This is a genomic window from Chitinophaga flava (assembly GCF_003308995.1).
GTDB lineage: Bacteria > Bacteroidota > Bacteroidia > Chitinophagales > Chitinophagaceae > Chitinophaga > Chitinophaga flava.
Genome location: NZ_QFFJ01000002.1, coordinates 2,002,399 through 2,028,892, shown reverse-complemented (window position 1 = coordinate 2,028,892; position 26,494 = coordinate 2,002,399). Strand labels below are relative to the sequence as shown.

Below are 26,494 nucleotides of genomic sequence, written 5' to 3'. Positions count from 1 at the left end.
GCAGATCTTATCCCATGGGTTATCCACTAGTGATCTTTGTTTTATCATCAATTGTCTTATTTTGAAAGCACCGTTATTATTCAGTGTGGCCGCTTCCCTGATGCTGCAGGGAGTACAGGCCCAGGACTCAACCGCTATCAAAGCGATCAATGCCAACAGTTTCGCGAAACATATTCAGGTACTGGCATCCGATGCTTTTGAAGGCCGCAAGCCATTTACGCGGGGAGAAGACAGCACGATTCAATACCTGGCCCGCCAGTTTAAAGCACTGGGCCTGAAACCAGGCAATGGCAACAGCTATTTTCAGGATGTACCCATGGTATCCATTGCCTCCAAACCAGCCGGCAATCTGGTCATCAAAGGCGCCGGCGGCGAGGTGGCCTTACAATACCTCGATGATTATGTAGCTGCCACCCGCCGCGTACAGGACCAGGTAAACATCAGCAATTCGGAACTGGTATTTGCCGGCTATGGTATTGTGGCTCCGGAATACGGACATAATGACTACGCAGGCCTCGATGTAAAAGGTAAAACCGTGATCGTGATGATCAACGACCCCGGCTTCGCTGACAATAACCTTTTCAAAGGTCGCACCATGACCTACTACGGCCGCTGGACCTATAAATTTGAAGAAGCATCCCGACAAGGCGCTACCGGCGTTATCATCATTCATGAGACTGCTGCTGCCAGTTATCCCTGGAAAGTAGTACGCAGCGGATGGTCCAATTCCAAACTACACCTGCAGACAGCAGACAACAATATGTCCAGGACCGCGCTGGAAGGCTGGATCACCCAGGATGCCGCCAAAAAAATCTTCCAGCTCGCAGGCATCTCCCCGGATATCATGGAAAAAGCCAGACAGAAAGACTTTAAGCCAGTTGACCTTCATCTGAAAACATCGCTGGTCATCAATAATACCATCAAAAAATCTACTTCCCATAATGTGTTGGCCATACTTCCAGGTACCAAAAGACCGCAGGAATGTGTGGTGTTTTCCGCCCATTGGGACCACTTTGGAATTGGTGAGCCGGTAAAAGGTGACTCTATTTACAACGGTGCGGTAGACAACGCTACCGGTACTGCCGGACTGCTGGAACTGGCCACCGCCTTCAGCAGCCTCAAAACCAAACCGGCACGGTCTGTTCTCTTCCTCTCCGTTACCGGTGAAGAACAAGGCCTGCTGGGCTCCGAGTACTATGCCTCTCACCCGGTGTTTGCTCCCGAAAAAACCGTTGCCGATATCAACCTCGATGTACTCAATACTTTCGGCCGCACCAAAGACATCACTGTCATAGGCATGGGCCAGTCAGAACTGGATGAATATGCCCGTCGTGCTGCAGCCCTGCAAGGCCGCGTAACAGTACCGGAAGCCAACCCCGAAGGCGGCTGGTTTTTCCGCTCAGATCATTTTAACTTTGCTAAGAAGGGCGTACCCGGATTATACCTCGGCCCAGGTAATGATATCGTGGGCAAAGCTCCCGGCTCCGGCAAGGAAAAAACGGCGGAGTATAACCGTTTACGTTACCACTCCCCTGCCGATGAGTTCAACCCTGATACCTGGGTAATGGACGGTATGGTAGAAGATGTACGCCTCATGTTTAACGTAGGTTATACCCTCAGCAATGAAAGCACTTTCCCTCAGTGGAAAAAAGGCTCTGAGTTCAAGGCATACCGGAAATAACCATTTATACCCTGCACCATGGTCTTATTCGGATTAATCATGATAGGGCTGATACTGTTCCTCTCCATCGTGAACATGTTCTCCCGCCATAAACTTAAAAAGACAGCCGTTCCCGACAGCTACCGGGAACTGCTGCAGTCTCATGTGCGTTATTATCAGCAACTCAACGCAACAGACAAATTACGCTTTGAACAACAGCTACAACGTTTCCTCAAAAGGACGCATATTGAAGGAGTAGGTACTCCGGTAGAACCGCTGGACCGTGTACTGGTAGCCGCCAGTGCTATCATTCCCATCTTTGGTTTTAAAAACTGGGAGTACTTCAACCTCACCAATGTGATCCTTTATCCGGATACTTTTGACAGCAGCTACCAATACGAAGGCAACAACCGTAATATCCTGGGTATGGTAGGTAGCGGCCCTCTCAACGGACAGATGATACTGTCCCGTTCTGCCCTGCGGGAAGGCTTCTCCAACACCACCGATAAAAGCAATACTGCCATCCACGAGTTTGTACATCTGCTCGACAAAGCAGACGGCTATGCGGATGGTATGCCTACCAAACTGCTGGAACACAGTTACAGCATCCCGTGGTTAAAGCTGGTACACCAGACCATTCAGGAAATGGCCGAAGGCCGCACGGATATTAATCCTTACGGCGCCACCAACGAAGCAGAGTTCTTTGCTGTGATATCAGAATACTTTTTTGAACGGCCCGACCAGCTGGCAGAAAAACATCCGGAGCTGTATAAAATGCTGACACATATATTTCAGCAGGACCCAGCCAAAGGAGGTGTCTGATCTTACCATAGAAAACATTGTTTAAATGCAGGACACTCCCGGATTTTACAGACGGGAGTGTCTGTTTGTTGAAACAGCCCCACTCTGTTTTTATCTCCACACAAATTAATGATAATGTAAAATACTGTCCGCCACATGTATCATAAGATGCCTTAGTTTTATGCCCCAAACCCTGACCAGTATTAGATATAAATTTCACAACGTTAAATTTTACTACTGAAAACCTCAAGCCAATGAAAGAACCCATTAGACTTATCTTAGTTGGAATTGGCCCTCATTCCAAAAGAGTGTATCTACCCGCTGTCACCGATCTGAAAAAGAGATACCCGGTTGAGATTTCCCTCGCTATCGATGTAAAAGCTGAAGCGTCCAATGTTGAACAGCATTTTGAAAAGAACGGATACCAGATTCCCACACTTTTTATCGATCCGTTTGCAGATGAGCTGCCAACCACGTTGAAGGCCACCCTCGATAATTTTGTAACAGCAAACAAGATCAATGCCGTGATCATCGCCACAGAACCGACTGTTCACAAAGCTTATGCAGAATGGGCGCTGGGCCTCGGACTGCATATCCTCATGGATAAACCGGTGACCACGCGCAATCATGCGATTTCAGACCTGGCCCATGCCCGGGGTATTCTGGATGATTACCTGCACCTGCTGAAGATGTACAATGAACTGCAACAACGTAAATCCACCGTATTTACGGTAAATGTTCAGCGCCGCTACCATCCTGGCTTCCAGCTGGCGATGGAACGTATCCGCGAAGTAGCCGTCGCCACAAACTGTCCTGTCACCAATATCCAGTCTACCCATTGTGACGGCCAGTGGCGTCTCCCTTCAGAAATCGTCACACAGGATTATCATCCTTACAACAAAGGATATGGTAAGATATCCCATAGCGGTTATCATATCTTCGACATTGTCTGCCAGTTGTTCCGGGCACCCGGTATCGCCTCCAAACTACCCGACAGCATGGAAGTAATATCTTCTATGGTACAGCCACGCGGATTCCTCAAACAGCTCACAGAAGCTGATTATGTCAATTATTTCGATAAGGATTACGGCAATGTCCGGCAATACAGCCATCACGAATTACAGAAGCTCTACAAGGATTATGGCGAAATGGATGCTGCTATGATCATACGCCTGCTAAAAGAAGAAGAGAACATCGCCAACATCACCATCAACTTGCTGCATAACAGCTTTGCAAGAAGGAACTGGATCATGCCCGGCAGTGACCTCTACAAAGGCAATGGACGTGTGAAGCACGAATATCACCACATTCAACAGGGCCCGTTCCAGAACATACAGATACATTCCTACCAGGCTAAAGACAAACACCATCAGAACAACGCTGAAGATTATCTGGTGGGCGGGAACAATCACTTCGATATCTACATTTTCCGCAACATCGGTGTGTTGGGAGGAGAAAAGCCCCTGGAGGTTATCAACATGAAAGACATCGCCCTCCGACATCATCTGGATGACTCCAAACTACTCACTGAACAATCGAAAACTGCCGTTGTAAAAGAGTTCCTGGACTTCATCCTGGGCAATATCCCCAAAACGCAACTGGTGTCCAACATCAACACTCATCTTGACAGTGTAAAAATGATGTCAGCGGCGTATATGTCGCATGTACAGCGGAAGGAACATTTACGGGTTTAGCATTTATTTTGATGCAGGAATTTTTTTTTAAAATTCCTGCATCAAAAACTAATTCCTGCGTAAACCAAGATGGTAATACAATCCTATCTGAAAACCAATCCAGGCACGATTATTCTTTGACTCCCCTTCTGAATAACTATTACTAATGGTATAGGGAGGTTTAAAATATTTCACATTTCTCAGTGCAATTTCTTCCTTATTATTCAAGGGCAGAGCTCTGTTCTGGCTAAAATACTCCGTCTGTAATCTATTGAAAGAGACACCGGCCTGTAACCTGAAATGATCCCCCAGCCGACGTTCCACATTTAATGACAGCTTTAGCAACTGCATTTGTATTGACCTGGGCCACCCGGAAGAATCATAGGGGAAAGTCATCTTACTCATGGCTGTGCCCTGCAGGTGCAGGCGCCAATCTTCCGCTAACCTGATGGAAGTACCCAGACCATAACGAAATCCGGAATTAGTGAAATTGGAACTCCAGGAAGCGGTAACGTATAAAAAAGGCATCCCGGCCTGCAGACCCGGATTGGCATAAAAAGCTTCATCTACCGTAAAACCAGCATTGATAAAAGGTATCATCCCTTCTCTCACGGGTTCCCCATCCGTGGTGTGGGAAAAAGAGCGGGTATTACCTCTGAACAGGTTACTCAGAAATGAGTCACGTGATTTACCGGATTTTGTTGTTTGTTTATTTCGTGTAGCCGTTGATGTTGTATGATTGTTTTTGGTAGATGACTGCTGCTTTTGCTGTTCCTGCTGTAACTGTTGTGCGCTTAACTGTTGTTGGTTTTGCAGTTGCTGTAACTGTTGCTGTTGTTGCAGTTGCAGCTGTTGTTGCTGCTGTAGGGAATCCAGCTCTCTATGAAGGCCCGGTAGTCTGATAATACCCAGGCTCCACTCCTTTTTATCCGTAACAGGCTTCCAGGAAGAACGATACCGTAAACTGGTATCCCTACGGAACCCGGGCCATTCTATGGTACCCAGTCCCCATCCCAGTCCGAGTCCCCATCCCTGGCCATCTGTTGTGGGCCTTTTCAAAGACAGGTTCAGCAAACCAGTGTCCTTCCGGTGTTTCACGGAATCTGCTATATGCTTTTTCAAAGACAGATTCAGCAAACCGGTGTCCTTCGGCGGCTTTATGGTATCTCTTGCCACAAATACGGAGTCTATACCACTGGCTGGACCAATATTGTAAGTAAGTGGTGTTAAAGCGATAGAGGGCGCGGATAAAGATTTCAGGGAAGGAATAGCTTTTATAGCCGGAGAAGAAGCAGGTATTTTAGTGGTCACTTCCTTTTTTTTGGGAGGCGAAGGCTCCTTTACCGGTGGCGCATCTACGAAAATAATATGTCCGCCCAGCAGACGGTAACTGATACCGGTATGTTGCCGGATGTCTTCCAGTAATACAGACAGGGGTTGTACCTTCTTCTGCACATGGATCAGCATGGAAGGGGAAAACTTGCGGGTATTCAGAGAAAAACGGGCACCCGTTTGTTTGGTGACCAGTTGCAGCAAAACATCCAGGCGGATTTCGCTGGTTCCCACTGTAATATTCTGCCGGAGATTAACGGCAGCCTGCTGTGCGCTACCTTCCGATGTTATTCCCAACAGCAGCAAAACTATCGCTGTGAACCACTGCCGGCCATTAATTACAACCGGCGCCGCTGACAAACACCTTGTCCTTTTCAAATCTGCAAGTAACATTCAATGTAACAGATATAACCTCAAAAACGTATTCTATAGGTTTGTTTTCAAATGAGCTGCTCATGGTACAGTTTTCCAATGCTTTGTTTTCAAGTATCACTTTGATACCATAAGCCTTTTCCAGCTGAGCCACAATTTCTTTCAGCGTGATGTTCTCAAAGTTAAAGATCCTGGTGGCATATCCCATCTGATTTCCGTTGAACGCCCCTCCTGTAAGCCCCAGTTCCTTACCAGCGATGTTGTAAATCCCTTCCTGGCCTGCTTTGACAAGTATACTGCTATCTCCTCTCGACATCCTGACAAGACCACTTTTCACCATCACTGATATTTTCTCTTCCGATTGTTTTACGTTAAAAGCTGTTCCCAGTACCTGCACCCGAACATCCCCGACCGCTACTATAAACGGTTTATCAGGATGCGAAGTTACATCAAACCAGGCTTCACCAGACAAATTAACCATCCGGACGCTATCTGTGAAACCAGGTGCATAGCGGATAGCCGAATGGCTGTTTAATACTGCCAGCGAATTGTCCGGCAGGGTATCACGGAATATATCCGTGGCCGTTTGCCTTGATATCATCGCGAGGGTAGTCTTCTCCGGCTGCCGCCGCAGCTGCAGCATCAGAATGGCAGCCACGCCTACCAGCAATGCCAGGCCTGCAGCTATCTTAAGTGCCGGAAATGATCTTTTCACCACCGGTGGATTCCATTTATATTTCAGCTCCCGTAAAGCTGTTTCCTTGTCGGGCAACTGATAACGTTGCTGTAATACAGCACTATCCCACAAGGCAGCCACCTGATCATATACCACCTGGTTGTCCTGGTGGGTCCTCATCCAGTCATCGACAGCGATGGCTTCTTCCGGCGTAGCTTCTCCGGAAAAATATCTACCTAACAACTCATATGGCAGGGATTCAACATTGCTCATGATAAAAAAATTATGACTTAAAAAACAGCCAGGCTAACAGTATCATCATTATATCGAAAAGTTTGGCCCTCAATATCTTCAAAGCTTTTCCCATCTGCACTTCCACCGTTTTAACTGACAATCCCATATCGGCGGCTATTTCAGCATATTTTAATCCTTCAAACCGGCTTTTACTGAAGATAAGTTTACATTGAGGAGACAGCGCTTCAATATGCTCCATAATTTTGCGGTGTGTTTCCTTGCCAACCAGTTCATTCCGATGTTCGTATACAGGCTGGTGATAAGCCATGTAACTGTCTTTCACCTTCTGGTGCCGCTTTATGTTAAGGCAGTAATGATATACGGCCGTATACAAATACGATTTTACCGACTGTTGTTCATCTATCTCCTTTCTTTTCTCCCATAGCTTCAGAAAAACGGCCTGCACAGCATCTTTTGCGTCATCGTTGTCCTTCAGAATTGTAAAGGCATAACGATGCAGCCCTTCGAAGTAGGTTTGAAAATATTCTTCCACCAGTTTATCCTGGTCTTTAGCTTTGCCAAAATATATGTTCACTCGTTAGCTGCTTACCGTGATTATTTCAATAGCTTCTTATAACTATACACCCCACCTTCAAAAAACCCTTATACCGGCGCCAAAAATAATTTATTTCTTTTTCCATAAGGGAAAAATCTCCTGAGTGTGTATTAAAGCAAAACCAAGGAAACTATGAACAAAAAGCTTTTTATCGCCCTCATATTGCTGTTCACCGTAGCTGCCTGTAAAAAAAATGATGATGTCTACAAACCCGGGACAGGCGAAGGGCCATCCAAACCACCGCCAACTACCCCTGGCACTCCGGCTACCCCCGGAACCCCTAACCTGCCAGGTACACTGTACGACTACGTTGCTACCCGTAACAACATGCCACCTTATATACAGGCCTTCCTGAACCTGCGACCAGAACTGGACGTTACCCCGGCCGGCAACCCTATCACCAATGCCGGCGCCACTTTAGGCAGGGTATTGTTTTACGACAAAGTCCTTTCTGTCAACAACACCCGCTCCTGTGGCTCCTGCCACCACCAGGACAAGGCTTTCACCGATGGCGTAGCCCAGTCATCCGGCTTTGACAACGGCGTTACCCGCCGCAACAGTATGACTATTGTCAACATGCGTTTCTCCGGCACCAAAGCCATGTTCTGGGATATGCGGGCAGCCGACCTGGAAACACAAACGTTAATGCCTATACTCGATCATATTGAAATGGGCATGCCCTCGCTAGCAGCGCTGGAATCAAAGCTTGGCGGTATCTCCTATTACCCTGCGCTGTTTAAGGCGGCATTTGGCAGTGAGGCCGTTACCTCCGCCAGGATTGCCAATGCCTTATCACAGTTTGTACGCAGTATCGTCTCCTTCCGCTCTAAATACGATGAAGGTATCGCCAGCAATTTCAGCAACTTCAATGCAGCAGAGAAAAATGGGCTGCACCTGATGCAGGTCAAAATGTGCGCTGAATGCCATAGCGACCTGAATAATGCCGGTACCGGGAAGATACCCACTTTCCTGATCGCAGACAACACCGGTATCAATATAGGCTTCGGTTCCAACAACGGCCTGGAAACCGACTACACCGACAAAGGCATCGGGGAAATTACCCACAAACCCGCCGACCAGGGCACCTTTAAAATCCCAAGCCTGCGCAATGTGGCGCTCACCGCACCATATATGCATGACGGCCGCTTTGCCACACTGGAAGAAGTCATGAATCATTATCAGTCCGGGGCCAAAGAAAATCCGAATATCGGGATACAGCTTTTCCAGGGAGGTAAACCAGGCATTCCGTTAACTTCCCAGGATAAAAGTGACATCATCGCTTTTCTGCATACACTGACCGATCAGCAGCTGATCACAGATCCGAAATATTCAGATCCATTTAAATAAGCTGTCATAAAAAAACCGGCACTATAAGGAGCCCCCCTATAGTGCCGGTCTTTAAATAACATTTTGATAAAAAGTATTAAGCTTCTTCTTCCTGCTCCGCTTCTCTCCTCTTCTTTATCTGAACAGTTCTTCGCCAAAGAACAACCGGATAAATCATCATCACTATCCCTACTGCTATCTTTACAACGAGTAAAAAAACGCCTTCAAAAGCATCCTTTTCTCCCCAAAAAAGAAAAATGTAGACACCTATGTAATAACCTACAGTCCTTGCCCCCAACCACCAGTTATTCTCTGGCCACTCACCATCATCTTCTTTGATTATTTTCCTGATTTGATAGAGTATTCCCATCAGCAGAATAACATAACATCCTACAGTAACATAATAGTTTTTTACAGTGACCATAATATAGATAAAGCCACTCAACAATAGCATGTAAACTATCTGGACCAGCACACTAAGGCCCTTACTGAATTTCCTATTTTCTATCATATACTAAAAGTATGATAGCTTCTGAGTAAAGTACATCCCCTATTTGTGTGAACAACATACTTGATAAAAAAAACGCTTTGACAACTACATTGCCAAAGCGTTTTTACATGAAAAGAATTCTTTACAGTTCCTTCACACGGATATTCCGGAAACGTACGATAGATCCATGTCCCAGGAAACCGATATGGCCGGTTTCATTTTTCAGGCCGGGATGTTGTTTATGGTCCAGCGTACCTTTTTCACGGGCTTCCGCGATATCACCATCGAGGATCACAGTACCATTGAGAATCACTTTGATATGGGTACCCTCTACGATCGCCTCTTCATAGTTCCACTCTCCTACTGGTTTGAGGTAACCTCTCTTTGCAGGGATTACACCGTATACAGAGCCATGATATTGATATACATGCAGATCTTTATAGATATCGGCCTCGTTGTCCAGGATCTGTAATTCCATGCCTTCATAGGCTGCGTCGCCGGTGAGCGGAGCACGTACACCCAGACCGTTGTTGGCGCCGGGAGTAAGCTGGAATTCGAAACGGAAGGAGAAGTTGCGATACTCTTTTTTCGTATAGAGGTTACCGTGACCACCATTGGTAGGATAGATCACCAGGTCTCCGTTATCAATTACATAATCTTTGGTATTGCCGGTCCATTCGTGCATGTTGGTGCCATCGAATATTACTTTGTAACCTGCTTTTTTCTCTTCATCGTTTAATACATAAGGTTTTACACGGGGTAACTCCTTGATGTACAGGTTACGGTAGGCTACATAGGTGCCATGTGCCTGCAGTTCAATCTGTTCTTCGGGGAAGATAGGCAGGCCGCGGTCCCAGTAGTTTTCGAGGATGGTGTTGTCGGTTACCTGTACGCCGTTGAGATAAACGGTTACGCGGTCACCTTTCATAATGATGCGGAAGTGGTTCCATTCACCGATGGCGTTGTCAGCCAGTTTGAGTGGTTTGCTTTCGTTTTGCTGGTTGTTGTAGAGGCCACCGGAGCCCACTTGTGCACCTACATCGATGCGGGAAGTGTCCCAGATCTGTACCTGGGGTGATCCACGGAGGTAGATGCCGGCATCGCCATTGGCAGTGATTTTCCAGTCTACGAGCATTTCGAAGTCACCATATTTTTTTTCAGTGCAGAGATTATCACCCTGACCGTTGAAGATCAGCAGACCGTCTTTTACAGACCAGCCTTTGCGCATGGCTTCATTGGCTTTATCCTGTGCTTTGGCGAGGGTTTTAGCGTCCATTTTGGCGCGGGCGACAGGGTTTTCCACGAGGCCTTTCCAGCCACTGAGGTCCTTGCCGTTGAACATTGCCACGAAGCCATCGCCGGCAGGCATTTCAGCGAGGTATTTACGGATCGACTGACGCTGATAATCTGCATCACCACCTTTCAGCACATTGCTGGTTTTTTCGAGCAGCTGGCGAACGAGGGCACCGTTGTAGGATTTATTGGCAAGGGCGATGTTCATGACAGCCATTGCAGCATTCTGTTGTACGGCAGAGTTATCCAGGTATTCACCAGCAAACAGCAGGGCTGGGAAAGTTTTGCATTGTTCCACACCAGACAGGATCTGATTCTGCAGCGGCGCGGAAGGATTCAACTCCATAGCGTTACGCAGCATCAGCACTTTCTGTTCTGCAGGATACCCTGATTTTTTGGTGAGGGCAATATAACCAGCCAGTGCCTGCTCACGATAGTCGCTGTTGGCAGGATCACGGGCTATTTTCAGCAGGGCGGGTGCAGCGGCAGCATTTTTCCAGTCTACCAGGGCAGCTATTGCTTCTTTTTTCGTAGCTGCGTTGCCGGTAGTAAAGGCATTCATCACCGGTTCCAGTGCGGAAGGCTGACCGATACCTGCCAGTACACCCAGATAACGGGACTGGTTGGCAGCAGACGCCTGTTTCATCAGCGGCAACACATCATCGCTGGTAGCACCTGCATTGATCAGGGCTGTCTGGATATGATTGATTTCCTGCTGGGAGCCGGCGTTGTTCAACAGTGCGAATAATGCAGGGGTGTTGTTTTTGCTGGCCACATCTTTCAGGGCAGCCATGGCTGCAGCTTTCACGTCAGCGTTATTGCTGGTGGTCAGGGCCAGTACATCATTTACGCGGCTGTCTGCTTTGCGGGCGGCCAGCACTTCGAGCAGCGCTGTTTGTGCAGGAGCAGGCATAGCTGCCAGTACTGCGCCGGACTGCTGTACCACTTCATTGCCGGGCATCAGTCGCAGGGCTGTCTTTACAGCATTGATATCTGCAGCAGAACCTGTTTTCATGATATCCAGCAATGCAGGCAGGGTGGCTGTTTCGCCAATCCTGGCAGCAGCTGCGATGGCAGCGAGCCTTACGGCTTCATTACCGTTTTTCGTATATCCACTTACGGTAGACAGTGCAGATTTCACCTTGTTTTCTCCCAACATACCGATGATAGCCGCTTTGGTATCATCGGAGGATTTTTTCAGTTGTGTCTGCCACACCACAGAAGTGGCTGCAGCAAAGGGTGCGGCAAATTTCAATGCAGCATCGCGGTATTCATTGTTTTTACCTGCAACGGCCTGGCTTACCCAGAGCATGCTTTTTTCCCCAAGGATATCGGTCAGCAGTTTAAGTCCTGCTGTACGGGTATGTACCTGCGCATCTGCAGCACATTGTTTTACGAGGGCTTCTGCTATTTTCTGTGCAGCAGCTTTATTGCCGTTGGCGGCCAGCTGTCCTGCATAGTACAGATAAGAAGAGGTAGCATCGGTAACATCGTATGTATAGCCTGCTTTAGCGGCACCATTACCCAGCACAGTCGCAGCCGAAGGATCAGCAATCTGTGCCAGCGCATACTGAGACACTTTCACCAGCTTTTTGTCGGTGTTGCCCAGTTGCGCGGTGATAGCCGGTACTGCAGCAGTATAACGGGCATCCCCCAACGCTTCTGTAAGCGTAATACGATTGGCCGCACTGGCAGTAGACAGAGCGCCCAGTAATGCCTGCTGGGCAGCAGGCGTATTTATTTTCACCAGCACACGGGCAGCAGGATCGCAGAAACGATCCGCAGCCAGCAGTGGCTGCAGGGTGCTCACCGCGTCATTATCGCCGGTGGTCTGCAGTTGGGTGATCAGGAATACTTTGTTTTCCGGATCGGTGGTTTTGTTGATGGCTTTGCAGAAAGCAGCGGCGGCTTCTTTACGTTTGGCTTCCTTACCAGGTTGTGTAACGTAATAGGCATAACCCGCCAGCGCATACTGCAACTGGGTATTGTCGCCTTTGCCCTGTGGAGCCAGCATACCGGCGATGGTGGTCACGCCATCCTGTCCGAGTGCGGCAATCGCTTCCATGTTGGTATTGAACTGCTCTTTATTAGAGGCAGGCATCAGCGCCAGCACATCAGCAATTTTGGTATGAAAGGCTCGCTGGTCTGAAGGGCCCTGGGCCAGGGCCAGGCTGTTCCAGCCCACCAGCAGTGCGATAAGTATGTGTAATATCTTTTTCATTGATGCTGTTTCTTACTTGTAATATTAGATGGTCCAGGGGCCGCGCATGGGTTGGAATATCAGGGCATTGGCGCCTGCGTCGTTGATGAATTCCTGTTTCACCGGGTCAAACTGGAGGGAGCGGTTCAGGCGAAGCGCTATTTTACCCATGTTGACGAGGGTGCAGGAGCGGTGACCGTTTTCTTCGTTGAGTGCAAATTTCTTACGGTTTTTCACAGCATCTACGAAGTCGGTTTGTTGTGGTGCAGGATCGGGGAAGGCAGCCAGCTTTTTCTCCAGATCCGGGATATCTGATTTAAAGCCGGGGTACAGTTTTCCTTTGGGACCTTCTATATAAGCCGCTTTTTCATCTTTTCCTTCTCCATCGAGAATAATCTGACAGCCGTCGGCGTAAGTGTAGGTGATCCTTCTCCAGGTGCCTACGGCATCGGGATGTTGTTGCGGGGCATCAACTTCCACGCTTACAGGGCTGGTATCATCTTTACCGAGGAAATACTGAATGGGGTCAAGATAGTGTTGTCCCATATCACCGAGGCCACCGCCGTCGTAGTCCCAATAGCCACGGAAGGTCTGGTGTACGCGGTGCGGGTTGTAGGGGCGGAACGGTGCGGGTCCAAGCCACATATCATAGTCAAGTTCTTTGGGAACGGGCATGGTGTCGAGGTTGGTTTTGCCTACCCAGAAAAATTTCCAGTCGAAGCCGGTATGTTTGCTGACGGTGACTTTCAGCGGCCATCCAAGCAGACCGCTCTCCACCAGTTTTTTAATGGGTTTTACCGTGGTGCCCATGCCATAGAAGCGGTCTTCGAAACGGAACCAGGTATTGAGGCGGAAGATACGGCCATGTTGCTGCACTGCTTCCACGAGGCGTTTGCCTTCACCGATGGTAGCTGTCATCGGTTTTTCGCACCATATGTCCTTACCCGCGCGGGCAGCATCGGCAGCGATAATACCATGCCAGTGTGGCGGAGTAGCTACGTGTACGATATCTACTTCGGGGAGGGTGATCACTTCCCTATAGTCGGAAAATGTTTTGACACCTTTGTCTCCCAGCTGGTCCATGCCCAGTTTGAGGTGATTGCGGTCAACGTCGCAAATGGCTACCACACGGGTACCGGCATAACCAAAATGGCCACGCCCCATACCGCCGGTGCCAATCACGGCTTTGGTAAGCTGATCACTGGGCGCGAGATAACCGCGTCCCAGCACATGCCTTGGAACAATAGTGAAAGCAGCTAGCGCTCCCAGGGAATTTTTAAGGAACGCCCGCCTTGAATCGCTGTTTTGTTTTGCCATATAGATGTTTGATTGAATACGTGTATAGATCTCCGTTAGATGTTCACTGTATAATAAGCTCCTGGTTGAATGGTAGTAAGATAGAAAGTCAGGGGGGCATATGCAAGCGGAGCGGCTTGAAATAGTGATAAGCGGCAAAAGGAGTACTAACAGCCCCGATAGGTGGCCGGCGTTGGGTTAATGTACAGAAATGAGGACCAGCGCGGGCATTACACACTCCTCTCCTGTTTTTTTGTCAGGATTTTGGAAGATGAAAAAGCCCTGTGTTTTTTATATAATTTTTTGAGATGATTTTATGCAGAAGCCCTGCAGCAAAGCGTATTGCGTACGCTTATCCAGTTGCCCAGGACTAAAGTCCTGGGCTATTTTTGATGATGTTACTCCTATCGGATGCTGGCTGCACTGTATTGGAAATCTCCTGAGATGCCGTAATAGTAGTATTTGGGAATCTCCTGAGATATCATAATAGTGTGATGTTACTAAAGTCCTGGATTTAAGCACTGGACTCAGCGCCCCGAACTTAGCCCAGGACTTTAGTCCTGGGATGATGTTATTCGTACCAGATGCTGGCAGCGCCGATGATTGCTGCTTTTTCGCCGAGTGCGGCCACCAGTAACGGAGTGTGATAATGCGCCTTTTCCAGTTCCCGGATTACAGCCGGGAAGAACAGTTGAGAAGCCTGGGCGATATTACCGCCGATCACAACAGCTTCGGGTGATTCAGCTTTGATAAAGTCGATCAGGAAAGTGGCCAGGTTATGTGCGAATTCATCGAATACCTGTTGTACCCTGCTATCGCTGTCTATATAGGTAATTAGTTCTTTTACATCTTTTACAGCGGTACCGGACAGTTCCTGGTATCGCTTTACGAACCAGCGGGTAGACAGGTAGTCTTCTGCCATACCGTCGAGGAAAGGAGAACACCAGCGGTCAGCGTCCTGGGCCTGTCCACCATGATAGGTAGCAGAACCGAGACCGGTGCCCAGGGTGAGTCCGATTACATGCTGATAATTGCGGGCTGCGCCGCTAAATACTTCACCTTGCAGGAAGCAGCCTGCGTCGTTGATAAAACGTATCATGGAAGGATCCAGCTGCAGTTTTGCAGCCAGCATGTTTTTTACGTTCAGGTTGTAGAGGGCATCATATTTATGCTGACCTTTCATCATGCTGATGCCAGCCTGATAGTCAAACGGTCCGGGCATACCGATACCGATATATCTGCTTTCGGGTTGGATGTCCCTGAAAGCTTCATTAATCACTGCCGCCCATGCGTCAATTATCTCCGTTGCGGTTCCTTGTGAATTGACACGCGTACGGTTCCAGGAATGAGTATCTATCGTCCTTGTCTCCAGGTTAACTAATGCTGCTGTGATATGGGACCCGCCGATATCAATTCCTAATGCCATGGAACTTTTCATAAATGAATTAAAATAATAGATTTAGGCTAAATCGTTTTAGCTTTCGACAAATATAAGATTGTTTGGTTGACAATATGTCAAATAAATCGTTTTAGCAAAGAAAAAAACAGATAATGTGGCTCAATATAACTTCTTTTTTGATAAATCAAAAGGAAAAATGAAAAGAGCGAATACGCCTAAAAGGACGTAAGCATTCTCTGCAAAAGAAGTTTCCGTTCACCAACCATATATGTCCGGGAGCGGGTTTATTTACTTGCCTGGAAAAACATTTACCAGGCTGATGGACATTTTTTGTTCACGACACAGGTGTCCTAAGAGGCTTTGATGCGGCAGGTAAACAAGGAAACATTATCTTCCTTTACAACTCCAGCAGATAATGCCATCCTTATCAGGTGAAGTTCTTATCCAGCTTTTACAATTCAAGCACATAATACAATACATCTTCTGTCTGTCCATCCTGCCAGTGGCAGGACTCCCGGTGACTGTATACAAACCCAAAACGTTGATTAGCCGCCCTCGATGCTACATTACTTTCCCGATGGCTAACCCACACCCGTTTTAGCCGATGTTCAGCCGCCCAGGCCATCCTTATTTTATACAACAGGTCTGAAAGCCCTTTTCCACGGTATGCTTTACGGATATATGACTGCCCCAGATAACCTTCTTCTCCCTGTTCTCCCCTCAAAATTATCCTGGTAATACCAATCATCTCATCGCCCGCAAAAAGGCCAAAAACAGCCTTATCGGCATCCGTTATCTGCTCCTGCCATTGCTCATCCGTCAAAGCAACCTCGGGAGGATACTTACTCCGGAACATGCCTGCCTCCTGCAGTAAGGCTTCCAGCCGCATGGTCTTATAAAGTGGCGCTTCTGCTGGTAACAGCTGACGTATATGATATATGCCTGATTCAAATTGTAACATACCAACATGCATTCTATTCTCTAAAAATAAGATATCCGTTCGGGTTATCTATGCTGTAAACCCGCTGTATATGCGGAAAAAAAATATTTATGCCTGTTTTTTTGAAAAAATCATCAGTAAAAGCCATGCTTTGTTGATGCCGTAAAAAAAACAATGCCACTGTATTTATCATTTGATTAATACGCTGATACCTGCATTATCAGGCTATTTTGACGGATAAAAAATAATATGCACTTTTACGTCTCAATTCACACACAATGGACCTCCATCAATCAGGTAGCAACCTGACCAACTTTATCGCCACCAACTACAACACCTCTCCTCCAAGCTGTTAATAAACTTTCTGTGAAGTAAAATGACTGTTAACGGTTTTCGTTAACAGCCTGCTGTTGCGCTGCACTTTTTCTGCTCCGCTGCTGCCTTCCTGTGCGCTGTACCTATCACATACAACATACATAACCACTTAACAACTGCAACATGCAAAACACCCCTGTTCTCACATGGGCACTGCTCATTGGCCTGCCCATTCTATGCCTGGTACTTTACAAGGTAATTCTTCGTATATTCTTCGGCGTTATAATCGTGCCGGAAGACCGTATCGGGCTTGTAACGAAAAAATTTGTGCTCTTCGGCAAACAGGAACTGCCCGAAGGACGTATCCTTGCCACCAGAGGTGAAGCCGGTTTCCAGGCACAAACGCTGGCCCCCGGCGTATACTTCTGGAAATGGATCTGGCAGTACAGTGTTACCTTCCAGCCCTTTACCCTTATCCCCACCGGTAAAATAGGTCTTGTAATGGCTAAAGACGGTGCTGAACTGCCCACCGGTGCCATCCTTGCCCGTAAAGTAGCCTGCGATACCTTCCAGGATACCGTTGCCTTCCTGGAAAATGGTGGCTGCAAAGGCCGGCAGACAGGCATTATTACGCCCGGCTCCTATCGTATCAATACCTTCCTGTTTGACGTGGAAATCACCGACATGGTCTCCATCCCCGAAAATGGCGTGGGCATTGTTACCACCCTCGAAGGAAAAGCCCTTGAAACAGGCTCCATTGCCGGTAAAACCATCCCGGAGCATAACAACTTCCAGGACGTGGATGCCTTCCTCGAAAAAGGCGGCTACAAAGGATTACAGGAACAAGTGATCCTCGCCGGTTCTTATTTCATCAACCCCTGGTTTGCCAAAATGGAAATCGTACGCATGACTGAAATAGCCATCGGCCATGTAGGCGTAGTCATCTCCTTCGTAGGCAGCGACGGCGTAGACATCAGCGGTGCAGAATTCAAACACGGCAACATCGTAGCCAAAGGTTTCAAAGGCGTGTGGGCGGAACCGTTAGGACCCGGTAAATACCCTATCAACCCCTACATCATGAAAGTGGAACTGGTACCTACTACCAACCTGGTGCTCAACTGGGCTTCCGCCAGAAGTGAAGCACACCAGCTGGATAAAAACCTTTCCACCATTACAGTACGGAGTAAAGATGGTTTTACCTTCAACCTCGACGTATCGCAGATCATCCATATCCCTACCACAGAAGCACCGAAAGTGATTGCCCGCTTCGGTAACATGAGCAACCTTGTTACTCAGGTACTCGAACCTACTATCGGCAACTACTTCCGTAACTCCGCCCAGGGATCCGATGTGATCAGCTTCCTCACCAGCCGTAAGGAAAGACAAAACGCTGCTAAAGAACATATAGGACAAGTACTGGATCAATACAACGTTTTCGGAGTAGATACCCTCATCGGTGATATCGTACCACCTGAAAGCCTGATGAAAACACTGACCGACCGTAAAATTGCGGAAGAACAAAAAGTGACTTACGAAACACAACGCCAGGCTCAGGAAACCCGTCAGTCCCTCGAAAAAGAAACGGCAGTAGCCGAAATGCAGAAAGAGATCGTAAAAGCTGACCAGGGCGTACTGATCGCAGAAAGAATCGCCGATGCTTCTGTAAAGAAAGCTACAGGTGATGCCAACAGCGTACGTCTGCAGGCTAACGCGGAAAGTGATCGTATGAAACTGCTGGCTAGTGGTGAAGCAGAAAAAGTAAGGCTGCTTGCCAGAGCAGAGGCTGACCGCACAGAATGGATCGCCAAAGCAGATGCGGAAAAAATATCTCTCACCGGTAAAGCAGAAGCGGAAAAAATCCTGGCCATCGGTCAGTCCAGCGCCGAATCCTATAAACTGGCCGTAGAAGCCATGGGTGGCAGCAACTTCACACAATTAAAAGTGATGGAAGCTATCGGTGCACAAAACATCCGTATCATGCCAGACATCCTGATCGGTGGCAACGATGGCGCTAATGGCCCCATCAGCGGACTACTCGGTTTAAGACTGCTGGAAGAAATCGGTAAAAAACAAGCCGCTCAGAACAGCACACCGGATCAACAACAACCTGATTGACAATAAACCTTATCATCCCTATCCTCACTTTCGCCATTCATGTTACCCTGATTTTAAAAAGGGCTGGCCAATGCCAGCCCTATCTCTTTTACAAATATTCCGTCAGATCAAATGCAGCATCATATCCCTTCGGCGGCGGCTCTTGCTGCATATCAGAACCAGCCATCAGCAAACGTCTATGAACTTCCTGATTAGTGGGATGCCGTATAAAGCTGAAGGGGAACGGTTTTTCTCCCACCGGACCTTCCATCACACTATCAGCCCCGGACATATCCTCAACTCCGATAGCCCTCATGCGTTGTGGACCGGAGAACAGGTCTACCACAACATTCCAGAGACTGTTCATAATAGCTTCCAGTACTTTTGCACTCACCTCTCCCAATATATCCTGCAACCTGTTGGGCGCTACCATGATCTCAACAGGCGGCACTACCAGAACATGTTCCTGTATCCGCAAGGAAGACCGCAATTTTAATTCAAACCTTATAGGCTGATTCCTGCCATCTTCCACTTCTTTACGTCTGCGGCCGACTGCCAGCTCACGTTCCCGCAGCTGTCGCAGCGCTACCTGATAAGACAGGATCTCTTCCTGCAGATACCGGTACACTCCTTCGGCGGTGTTGAGCTCCTCATAGGTAGTTTCCTGCTGATGATAATCCCGTGAAAGGCCAAAAGCATTGGGCAGCATAGTCCCTTCAATTGCCTTACTATCGAATGGCTGGTCTTTGTTACATTTATTCAGTGCCGCTATCTTAAGCGCTTCAATTTCCGCCAATACCTTCAAAATGATATCATAATCAGGGATATTGCCGGAACGCAGCGCCTCCTGAACATAGGTACCATTATATCCCCATTTCAGGTGTCCGAAAACAATCACATACTCCTTGATCTTATCAATATAATTCAATCGGGAGATCATTAGGGTACGTTGTTGTTCACTCTCCCAGCCAACCTGCTCCAGATGAGTGGTATAAGCGTTGATCCGTTCAAAGAGACCATTCCTGGCCATGTCATAGTCTGTCTTCCACTCAGGATCTGAACCCTTTTTAGATCTGGCATCAAATAATTTGGAGAGGAGCCCCATATCTGTTATGCGCTGTTGAAGGGCAACAATCTGTTCGTCTTCCTTGTCTGTCGTATAGGCGATACCGTGCTTTGCCAGATGGCCCCGTTTGATATTGTCTGCCATCAGCACAAATTGTAATACTATATCGTATTCGGGAGCATTGCGGGATGATAAAACCTCATTGATGTTGTACCAGCCATAACCCCAGCGGCCAAAGCTATACACTACGATATACTCTATAATTTTATCAAGGTAACGTAGCGCTTCCATATAGAATTTAAGCTGACCACTGGTAGCAAATCCCAGCTCATCCAACAACCGGAGGTATTCGTCTGTCACCTTACGGTATGCCTCCACCGCATTGTTATAAGCATAGGTCCAGTCAGGATCGGAACCACGCTTGCTCTTCGCCTCGAAGAGCTGATCGAGGATGTAGAGATTGATAAGATCATGTTGCAGCTCCTGCACCCGCTTTACTTTTTCAGCCCTGGTACGCAGCTGGTCCTTCAATGCGTTTCTTTCATTGGAAAGCCCGTTGCGTTTGGCTTGCAGGGCAGCTTCTTTATCTGCTATTTCTCTGGTGATTCTAGCTATCTTACCAGCAATATCCTGCAACTCGGCATCATAATCAAAGGTACTTTTCCAGGTGGCGGGGTTGTAGACTTTAATATCCAGTAATGCATCGAAAGATCCGCTCCACTTGATACCGTCGAACAATACGATTTCATGCCAGCCAAAGAACCATACCCAGAAGCTGATTTTGGGAATCTCGAACTGTAGTCCTACCTTGAAAGAGGCATCGGCATTCAACCAGGCAAGATCCGGCGCCATGCGGCAATTCAGACGAAACTCCGCTTCCAGCAAATGTTTTATATCGATACCTGCTGCCAGCATAAACTCCCAGTAATCAGGGCGTATATTCACTCTCACGGCAGCATACATGCCCAGGAAAGTAATTTTACCATCGAGGTAAAACAGTTTCAGCTGGCCTGCTGCTTTATCTGTAAGGATATAGATCTCTGGTCCCTGCGGACGGGTATCATCCAGACTGGCCGCCGAGCTGGTAAAGCGCAGCAGCCGGCCTATGCATAATGCATCAAATTCACCATGCAGCTGGAATTCATTGTTATTATTGCTGATCAGTAACCTGACCTGTTTGTCGTTAAAATGAAGAACAGTATAATACAGTTGCTGTTCACGGGTGATCAGCAAAGTGGTCACAGCGCGGAAGCTGCCCAGTACCGGCAGGGTCAGTCTTGTTTCAGCATTGCTGATACTGAAGGCGTCGTCACTCCAGCGGCCGTCGATGCTGGCTTCTGCCTCCAGCGCAATCGGCATATTGGCCGGGAACAACCGTATCAATCCACTGAAACAGCAATAGTTTCTACCATCGATATGCCGGTAATCAAATACAGCGCGAAGTATTTCGTGATTCTCAAATATAGATGAGCGCAACAGGACCTGTCCTGAGAGTGCTACGGGGTTGTGATGGTCCCGTTTATCTGCTTTTATCTCTCCTGCCAACGTTATCTGCAACAGGTCTGAAATAGCGCCGTAGAAGCGCATATTGATAAGGAAACCATCTGCTCTCGCTGCAATACCAAGTCTGGCATCAAGTTCGAGCGTATCAAAAAGCTGCAGTTTTCCCTTGGCCAGGAACATCATTCCATTGGCATCCGGCGGCAACGGATAAGAGAAAAAATGATCTATGCTGTCATCTGTCAGCTGTAACGACTGTAACAGTTGTTTGTTGGCGATAAATTCTCCAGGCGTAGTGAGTGCATAGCCCATTCTGAAGCGGAAGTCAAGCAGCCGCTGTTCCTGTGCCTGTATGCTGACGATACGGTATTCTATCGGGATAGATTCTATCAGCTTGCGCAACGAAAAGAATTTGACCGTATTGAGCACTTTGGCAATGATCTTCGCAGCCTTTACCTTCACCAGCTCTCCTTCTTTCTTCCCTACCATGGCTCCACCGAGATAAGTGGGCAATAAGAGATAACTGTTTTCGAAGGTGAAGACCAGATCAAATCCCTGCGGCAACTTATCATCTGTTTCCGGCAGTTCGAAAGCTGGATCCGTAAAGAACCTGCGTAAATTGTTCAGCACAGTGAATATCTCAGCCACATCCAGCTCTGGCTTTGGGAAACGGATATGTCCGTGCAGGTGTAATCCTTCCAGCCCATAATGATCTATACCGATATGTTTATAGAATAACGGTAACGGCACTACGATATAACCCTGAACAATGATGATCATGTACAGTTCGCTGATGGTCAGTGTTTGCTGGAATTTGGTGGTATCCGGCAGTAATTGCCGCACGGATTCCGGCATCCAGCCGGCAAGTGCGGCAGCGCCCAGTGAGATAATATCAAACTGATCGAACGTAGCATCGAGTGAGAGATTAAAAATGCTGGCTCCGAACAGGGTACCAAAAGAGAAGCTGCGCAGTTCAATGCCTCCCAGGGCAGGCAGTATACCTGTCATAGTGGGATATAGCGCCCTGATAGGCTCACTGCTTTCACCAACGCCAACGGATATATTCACATTACAACCTGTACCGATTGAAATTTCAGCATAAAAACTTTCCGGAAGGGTAAACTTCATATAGTTGTTTACCAGCCTGTCCGGCAGGTATTCCACTGTTTTATTGATCGCATCTATGGCCGAACGCAGCAGGTCTTCTGTAGCCTTGTCCGGCGCCAGTGCCGTCAGGAAAGGCCCTATCTGCAGATGTCTGTTTTCATCAAAGAACCTGATATCACTGATAGGAATTTTGTCGGGCAGCAGATTGGCCACCTTCTCCATTTGCAGCTTATCTTTCAGTAGTTTTTTCAACAGGCTCACCGGAATGGCCAGTTCCCCCTCCCGCTCCATTTTGATGGAAGCAGCGAAGGCATTGCCTTTCAGTGAGAACTGCGGCAGCGTAAAACGGAATTTTCCAAAATCTCCCAGATCGAGTTTCACCCAACCGTCTTTCATCTGAACAGCCGCCAGTGGTGAGGTCAGCAGGCGTGCATGTACACTGCTTCCTTGTATGCCCACCTCCAGTTTGACAGTAGTTTCATCCGGCCGGGCCGGATCAAATGCATTAAAGAATGGGCTGGACGGCTGACCAAAAATACGGTCCAGCTCAGCGGGAATTCTTAAACCACCGGTAACAGACAGTCCGAAAGTACGGCCTATGCTGAGGTCCAGATCAGTGATCAGTATTTGCGCCGCTCCCAGTGATACTGTTTTACCATCCTGTTCTATATCTGGAATAGGTATCATTACGGGGCCTATCAGCCTGTCGAGATGCAGATGGAAAGCGTTTTTCCTGAGTTGCAGTGTAGTCTTGAAAGTGATCCTGTCTTGCTCTCCGAAATAACGGCAACATTCCTCCGGCAACCCTTTGATGCCGAGGTCCAATGCCGCCTCCATTCCCCAGTAATGTTTTCCTTCTTCCGTTTCACGATAAAGGGAGAAGTGATCGAAACCGAAGAGCAGCGCCATTTCCACGCCGGGTACCGGCAAAGGCACCTCCAGTGAGGCATTGCTGGCCTTAAAGGAAAGTCCTGAACGATGCGGGGAATTAAATAATTGCAGCGTACCGCTGATATGTCCAATATGTTCCAGGCTGATATCCGCTGTAGCAGCCATTTCCCAGCTGGCCACATTGTTTGCTGTTTTGGCATAAACGAATGCCAGTGTATTCAACTGTATGGCCATCACCGCCTCAATATTCAACAGCTGTAGCGAATGCAGATCAGCAGTTAATTGCAGGGAGTGTTCTATATAGGCCACTGAAAAATCCAGCTCATGATCAAATAGCGAGATAGCTGCACTACCTTTCACGACAGGGGTTTGCTGCTGTCCCAGTGCCATATCAAGATGAAAACTGCGGAAGCTGCAACTGTCGATAATATCAACAGATGTAGTCGTATCAAATTTCAGTGCGCCGCCAAACAGTAATTTAGCGTCTTCTGTTTTCCGTCGTCCCACCTCCAGTTGCGCGGAAGTGTGCAGTGACTGGCTGCTTTTGTTAAGCTGCCATATAGCGGTGGCCTCACCGGAAAAAGAGAAGGTGCCCGCAACCGGCATCACTTCAAAGGCCAGGTTGCTGAAAGTAATCTGCGGCAGGGTTTCCGGCAAGGGTGTATTACGCAGAAAGAGTGCTGCCAGTTTTTTCAGTTCCACTTCGCGGAGAGCTCCGGAGAGTTTGGCCAGGCTGCGGTCCTGCGGAATGACGATATCCAGCATAATATCTGCTGTGGTATCTGTTGGCGCTGTATTGTCCATGTTGGCATGGAAGCCGGCTGTATAGGTACCTGCAGCATCTTTTCTGAAGATCAGTTCTCCTGTCAATGAGAAATGTTCCGGTATTTCCAGCACACCTTTGGCCCGTATATCGAATGTAAGCGGTTTTTCGGCTACAGCCCTGCCAATGGTAAAGCTGAATGCTGAACATCCAAGGATACCGCTTTCCTTAGTACCCAGAAGGGGAAGATATTGTTTTCCACCTTCCTGTTCGGCTGACCAGGAAAGTAGTAATGTATTATGATGATATCCTGCACCCAGATGCATCGTATAACCGTACAGGTTAGCCTGTAGATTTCCTTCTACCCCCCATGTTTTATCTGCCTGGATATAAAAAGAGAGATCCAGCTCCTGCAGATAACAATCAGCGTTAAAGGCCACCTGTCCTTTTACGGCTGCCTTTACTGTACAGGAGAGCTCGGCGGCGGCGTTACGCTCAAGGTCCAACTGGAAGGTGGCGTGCAATGGCGCACCATTGCCAGCGTAGTCCCAATCTGCTGTGGCGGCGGCTCTTATCACAAAAGCTTGGGTGCGGGTATCCAGCGAAAAATATATATCCCGGCATACGACATCCGGCAGTTCCGGAGGTACTGTACCTGTCAGCGATTCCAGGATGGTAACAAGCCGCATTTCGGGGATGGTACCTTGTAGTACCAGTCCCTGGTCCAGCGTGCCTTCCAGCGTGGCCGTCATGCCGGCGAAAGTGAGCGTGCAGGCTGCAGTACCATTAACAGCCCGTGTGTTGTTATCAAATGGTGATATCACCTCCAGAGATATATCGATGCTATTAAGCACCAACAGGTTTTCCAATACCACCAGCGGGGATTTCATCGATATACCAAAAGCATAGGCTGCCAGCCGGCCGGTATCGTGGTGCAGACTGATATCAAAGGTATCGATAGAAGCCTGCAGCTGCCGGAGCCCTGATCCGGCAGGAAATAGTGTATCCGTTACCGTTTCAATGCCTGTTAGAGTAGCCAGTTCCCCGATATCGGGCAACAGCAAAGGCTGTGTAAGCCGCAGATACCAGTTAGCACCAGGCGCATAACGTCCGGCTTCAATAGCGATGGTTGTATTGAACAGCGCTACTGTTCCTCCTATCCGGCCACAGATACCCCAGGACTCGTTGATAGGTGTGATGTTAAAATCGAGATACAGCGCGGCTATTTCAAACTTACCTGGCAACAAAGGCCAGCGGCCGGCGGCACTGACGGATATATCCAGCTCCTGCAGTTGTTTCTCTGCCAGGTTGAGCGATGCCCGGATATGATGAATATTCATGGCGCCACTGGCTGCAATTCCCTGTGGCATAGCCTGTACCAGGTCTGGCAAATCCAGGGCTAAAAACAGCTCTCCTAATGAAGGTAACGGTTCTGCCGTGCTGGTTTCCAGGATGGTAGTGCCATTCAGCGGATAAGGGATAGATGCGGCGAGGTAGAATTTCCCCAACTTTGCACGGCCACTGATCCTTCCTGTTATGGTATAGGGGAAAGCATCCTTGCTGCTGTTCCAGGCCATAGACAGCTGCAGGCGCAGGTTTTCGAGGCTAAGCCGGGAATTGAACTGCCAGGGGCTGCTGCTTGCAATATCAATATTGAGCAGATGCATCCTTGCCGCCTGGGGATCAAAACGAAGATCCAGTGTGCGGATGAGCAGGGAAGGCATAGTCCGGAGTTGTTCCGGCAACGCATTAACGGCATCTTCCCCTCCTATCATGCTTACCAGGTCTGCAAGGGAAGGCAGCGTTGTTTTCTTCGGCACCCGTATACGCCAGATTCCGGGTCCAATAGGGATCATCACTTCTATGGGAACAACCTTGTCCTTTATGAGAAAAGAAGCCGCCATGACAGCGGAGTAGCGGTTACACAACAGCTCCTTGTCTGTGGAAATAACTGCGCCCAGCTTCAGGTCTTCAATCCCCAGCCCTTCAATGCCCAGGGGGTTCCAGCGGCCTTTGAAGAAGCCGGATATCTCCAGGAATTCCTGATTGCTGCCGGACTGGGCTTCCGCATAAAGTTGCAGCCGGGGAAACAACAGCGTTTCTGTTCCCTTCAGGTTTTTTTCATCAATAGAAAAAAAGAAGTTCAATACCTGCAGACCAGCGCTAGTCAGATCTGCTTCCATGATGGCAAACATTCCTTTTCCGTCTTCACCAGTAGTGATGAGCACTTCCACGGCGAAGCCATTAAGAATGGTTTTTCCTTTAAACTGATTTACAGGCAGACCGTTGAGCATACCTCCACGGATATACGCTACCTGTTGTAATATAAGGCGATGCTGTTGCAGAAGTCCCAGAATGCGGGAGAAAGCACCATCATAAGTAATATCAATGATCAGTTCTTCTGTAGTATTTTCTGCAGACAGCAATAGGGTATTTATGTCTTTCATAGT

The 26,494-nt window shown here is 48.1% G+C and carries 14 protein-coding genes; 5 read left to right on the top strand and 9 right to left on the bottom strand.

Annotated elements, in window-relative coordinates:
- Positions 1-61 precede the first annotated feature (61 nt).
- From DF182_RS24360 to DF182_RS24350, 3 genes are all read left to right on the top strand, one after another.
- Positions 62-1,681, top strand: a complete 1,620-nt coding sequence (locus DF182_RS24360) for a M28 family metallopeptidase (protein ID WP_245957529.1) — start codon at positions 62-64, stop codon at positions 1,679-1,681.
- 18 nt (positions 1,682-1,699) lie between these two features.
- Entirely contained in the window at positions 1,700-2,482 is a 783-nt protein-coding gene (locus DF182_RS24355) for a M90 family metallopeptidase (protein ID WP_245957528.1), read from the top strand.
- A 233-nt stretch (positions 2,483-2,715) separates the two neighbouring features.
- On the top strand, positions 2,716-4,155 hold the full coding sequence (locus DF182_RS24350; protein WP_113618387.1) for a Gfo/Idh/MocA family protein: 1,440 nt from the start codon (positions 2,716-2,718) through the stop codon (positions 4,153-4,155).
- Positions 4,156-4,203: 48 nt separating this feature from the next.
- Here DF182_RS24350 and DF182_RS32615 read toward each other — a convergent pair whose 3' ends face one another.
- The 3 genes from DF182_RS32615 to DF182_RS24335 are packed head-to-tail and all read right to left on the bottom strand — an operon-like array spanning position 4,204 to position 7,343.
- Positions 4,204-5,844, bottom strand: coding sequence for a hypothetical protein (locus DF182_RS32615; protein WP_211327200.1), 1,641 nt, complete (start codon positions 5,842-5,844; stop codon positions 4,204-4,206).
- Positions 5,801-6,787: a FecR family protein gene (locus DF182_RS24340; RefSeq protein ID WP_113618386.1), complete on the bottom strand. Its 987-nt coding sequence runs from the start codon at positions 6,785-6,787 to the stop codon at positions 5,801-5,803. Before DF182_RS24340 ends, DF182_RS32615 begins: the two co-directional genes overlap by 44 nt.
- Before the next feature lie 10 nt (positions 6,788-6,797).
- The gene (locus DF182_RS24335; protein ID WP_113618385.1) at positions 6,798-7,343 is read right to left on the bottom strand and encodes an RNA polymerase sigma-70 factor; all 546 of its coding nucleotides are present in this window, start codon (positions 7,341-7,343) and stop codon (positions 6,798-6,800) included.
- A gap of 153 nt (positions 7,344-7,496) precedes the next feature.
- Here DF182_RS24335 and DF182_RS24330 point away from each other — a divergent pair, with 153 nt between their 5' ends.
- On the top strand, positions 7,497-8,711 hold the full coding sequence (locus DF182_RS24330; protein WP_113618384.1) for a cytochrome-c peroxidase: 1,215 nt from the start codon (positions 7,497-7,499) through the stop codon (positions 8,709-8,711).
- Positions 8,712-8,787: 76 nt separating this feature from the next.
- Here the strand turns inward: DF182_RS24330 and DF182_RS24325 are convergent, their stop codons facing one another.
- The 5 genes from DF182_RS24325 to DF182_RS24305 all read right to left on the bottom strand — a co-directional run bounded on the left by DF182_RS24325 (position 8,788) and on the right by DF182_RS24305 (position 16,329).
- Complete coding sequence (locus DF182_RS24325) at positions 8,788-9,201, bottom strand: hypothetical protein (protein ID WP_113618383.1); 414 nt, start codon at positions 9,199-9,201, stop codon at positions 8,788-8,790.
- A gap of 121 nt (positions 9,202-9,322) precedes the next feature.
- On the bottom strand, positions 9,323-12,694 hold the full coding sequence (locus DF182_RS24320; RefSeq protein ID WP_113618382.1) for a DUF1080 domain-containing protein: 3,372 nt from the start codon (positions 12,692-12,694) through the stop codon (positions 9,323-9,325).
- 24 nt (positions 12,695-12,718) lie between these two features.
- Entirely contained in the window at positions 12,719-13,990 is a 1,272-nt protein-coding gene (locus DF182_RS24315) for a Gfo/Idh/MocA family oxidoreductase (RefSeq protein ID WP_113618381.1), read from the bottom strand.
- A gap of 550 nt (positions 13,991-14,540) precedes the next feature.
- Entirely contained in the window at positions 14,541-15,407 is an 867-nt protein-coding gene (locus tag DF182_RS24310; RefSeq protein ID WP_113618380.1) for an ROK family protein, read from the bottom strand.
- A gap of 412 nt (positions 15,408-15,819) precedes the next feature.
- Positions 15,820-16,329, bottom strand: coding sequence for a GNAT family N-acetyltransferase (locus tag DF182_RS24305; protein ID WP_161964245.1), 510 nt, complete (start codon positions 16,327-16,329; stop codon positions 15,820-15,822).
- Between the two features lie 477 nt (positions 16,330-16,806).
- On the opposite strand from DF182_RS24305, the gene DF182_RS24300 reads away from it, so the two are divergent.
- Positions 16,807-18,738, top strand: coding sequence for an SPFH domain-containing protein (locus DF182_RS24300; protein ID WP_113618378.1), 1,932 nt, complete (start codon positions 16,807-16,809; stop codon positions 18,736-18,738).
- 88 nt (positions 18,739-18,826) lie between these two features.
- Here DF182_RS24300 and DF182_RS24295 read toward each other — a convergent pair whose 3' ends face one another.
- Positions 18,827-26,491: a hypothetical protein gene (locus tag DF182_RS24295; RefSeq protein ID WP_113618377.1), complete on the bottom strand. Its 7,665-nt coding sequence runs from the start codon at positions 26,489-26,491 to the stop codon at positions 18,827-18,829.
- Positions 26,492-26,494 lie beyond the last annotated feature (3 nt).

Excerpts from the sequence above, each read along its gene's own strand:
- DF182_RS24355 (WP_245957528.1), top strand. The coding sequence starts at position 1,700 with ATGGTCTTATTCGGATTAATCATGATAGGGCTGATACTGTTCCTCTCC.
- DF182_RS24350 (WP_113618387.1), top strand. The coding sequence starts at position 2,716 with ATGAAAGAACCCATTAGACTTATCTTAGTTGGAATTGGCCCTCATTCC.
- DF182_RS24340 (WP_113618386.1), bottom strand. The coding sequence starts at position 6,787 with ATGAGCAATGTTGAATCCCTGCCATATGAGTTGTTAGGTAGATATTTT.
- DF182_RS24330 (WP_113618384.1), top strand. The coding sequence starts at position 7,497 with ATGAACAAAAAGCTTTTTATCGCCCTCATATTGCTGTTCACCGTAGCT.
- DF182_RS24325 (WP_113618383.1), bottom strand. The coding sequence starts at position 9,201 with ATGATAGAAAATAGGAAATTCAGTAAGGGCCTTAGTGTGCTGGTCCAG.
- DF182_RS24320 (WP_113618382.1), bottom strand. The coding sequence starts at position 12,694 with ATGAAAAAGATATTACACATACTTATCGCACTGCTGGTGGGCTGGAAC.
- DF182_RS24315 (WP_113618381.1), bottom strand. The coding sequence starts at position 13,990 with ATGGCAAAACAAAACAGCGATTCAAGGCGGGCGTTCCTTAAAAATTCC.
- DF182_RS24310 (WP_113618380.1), bottom strand. The coding sequence starts at position 15,407 with ATGAAAAGTTCCATGGCATTAGGAATTGATATCGGCGGGTCCCATATC.
- DF182_RS24305 (WP_161964245.1), bottom strand. The coding sequence starts at position 16,329 with ATGTTACAATTTGAATCAGGCATATATCATATACGTCAGCTGTTACCA.
- DF182_RS24300 (WP_113618378.1), top strand. The coding sequence starts at position 16,807 with ATGCAAAACACCCCTGTTCTCACATGGGCACTGCTCATTGGCCTGCCC.
- DF182_RS24295 (WP_113618377.1), bottom strand. The coding sequence starts at position 26,491 with ATGAAAGACATAAATACCCTATTGCTGTCTGCAGAAAATACTACAGAA.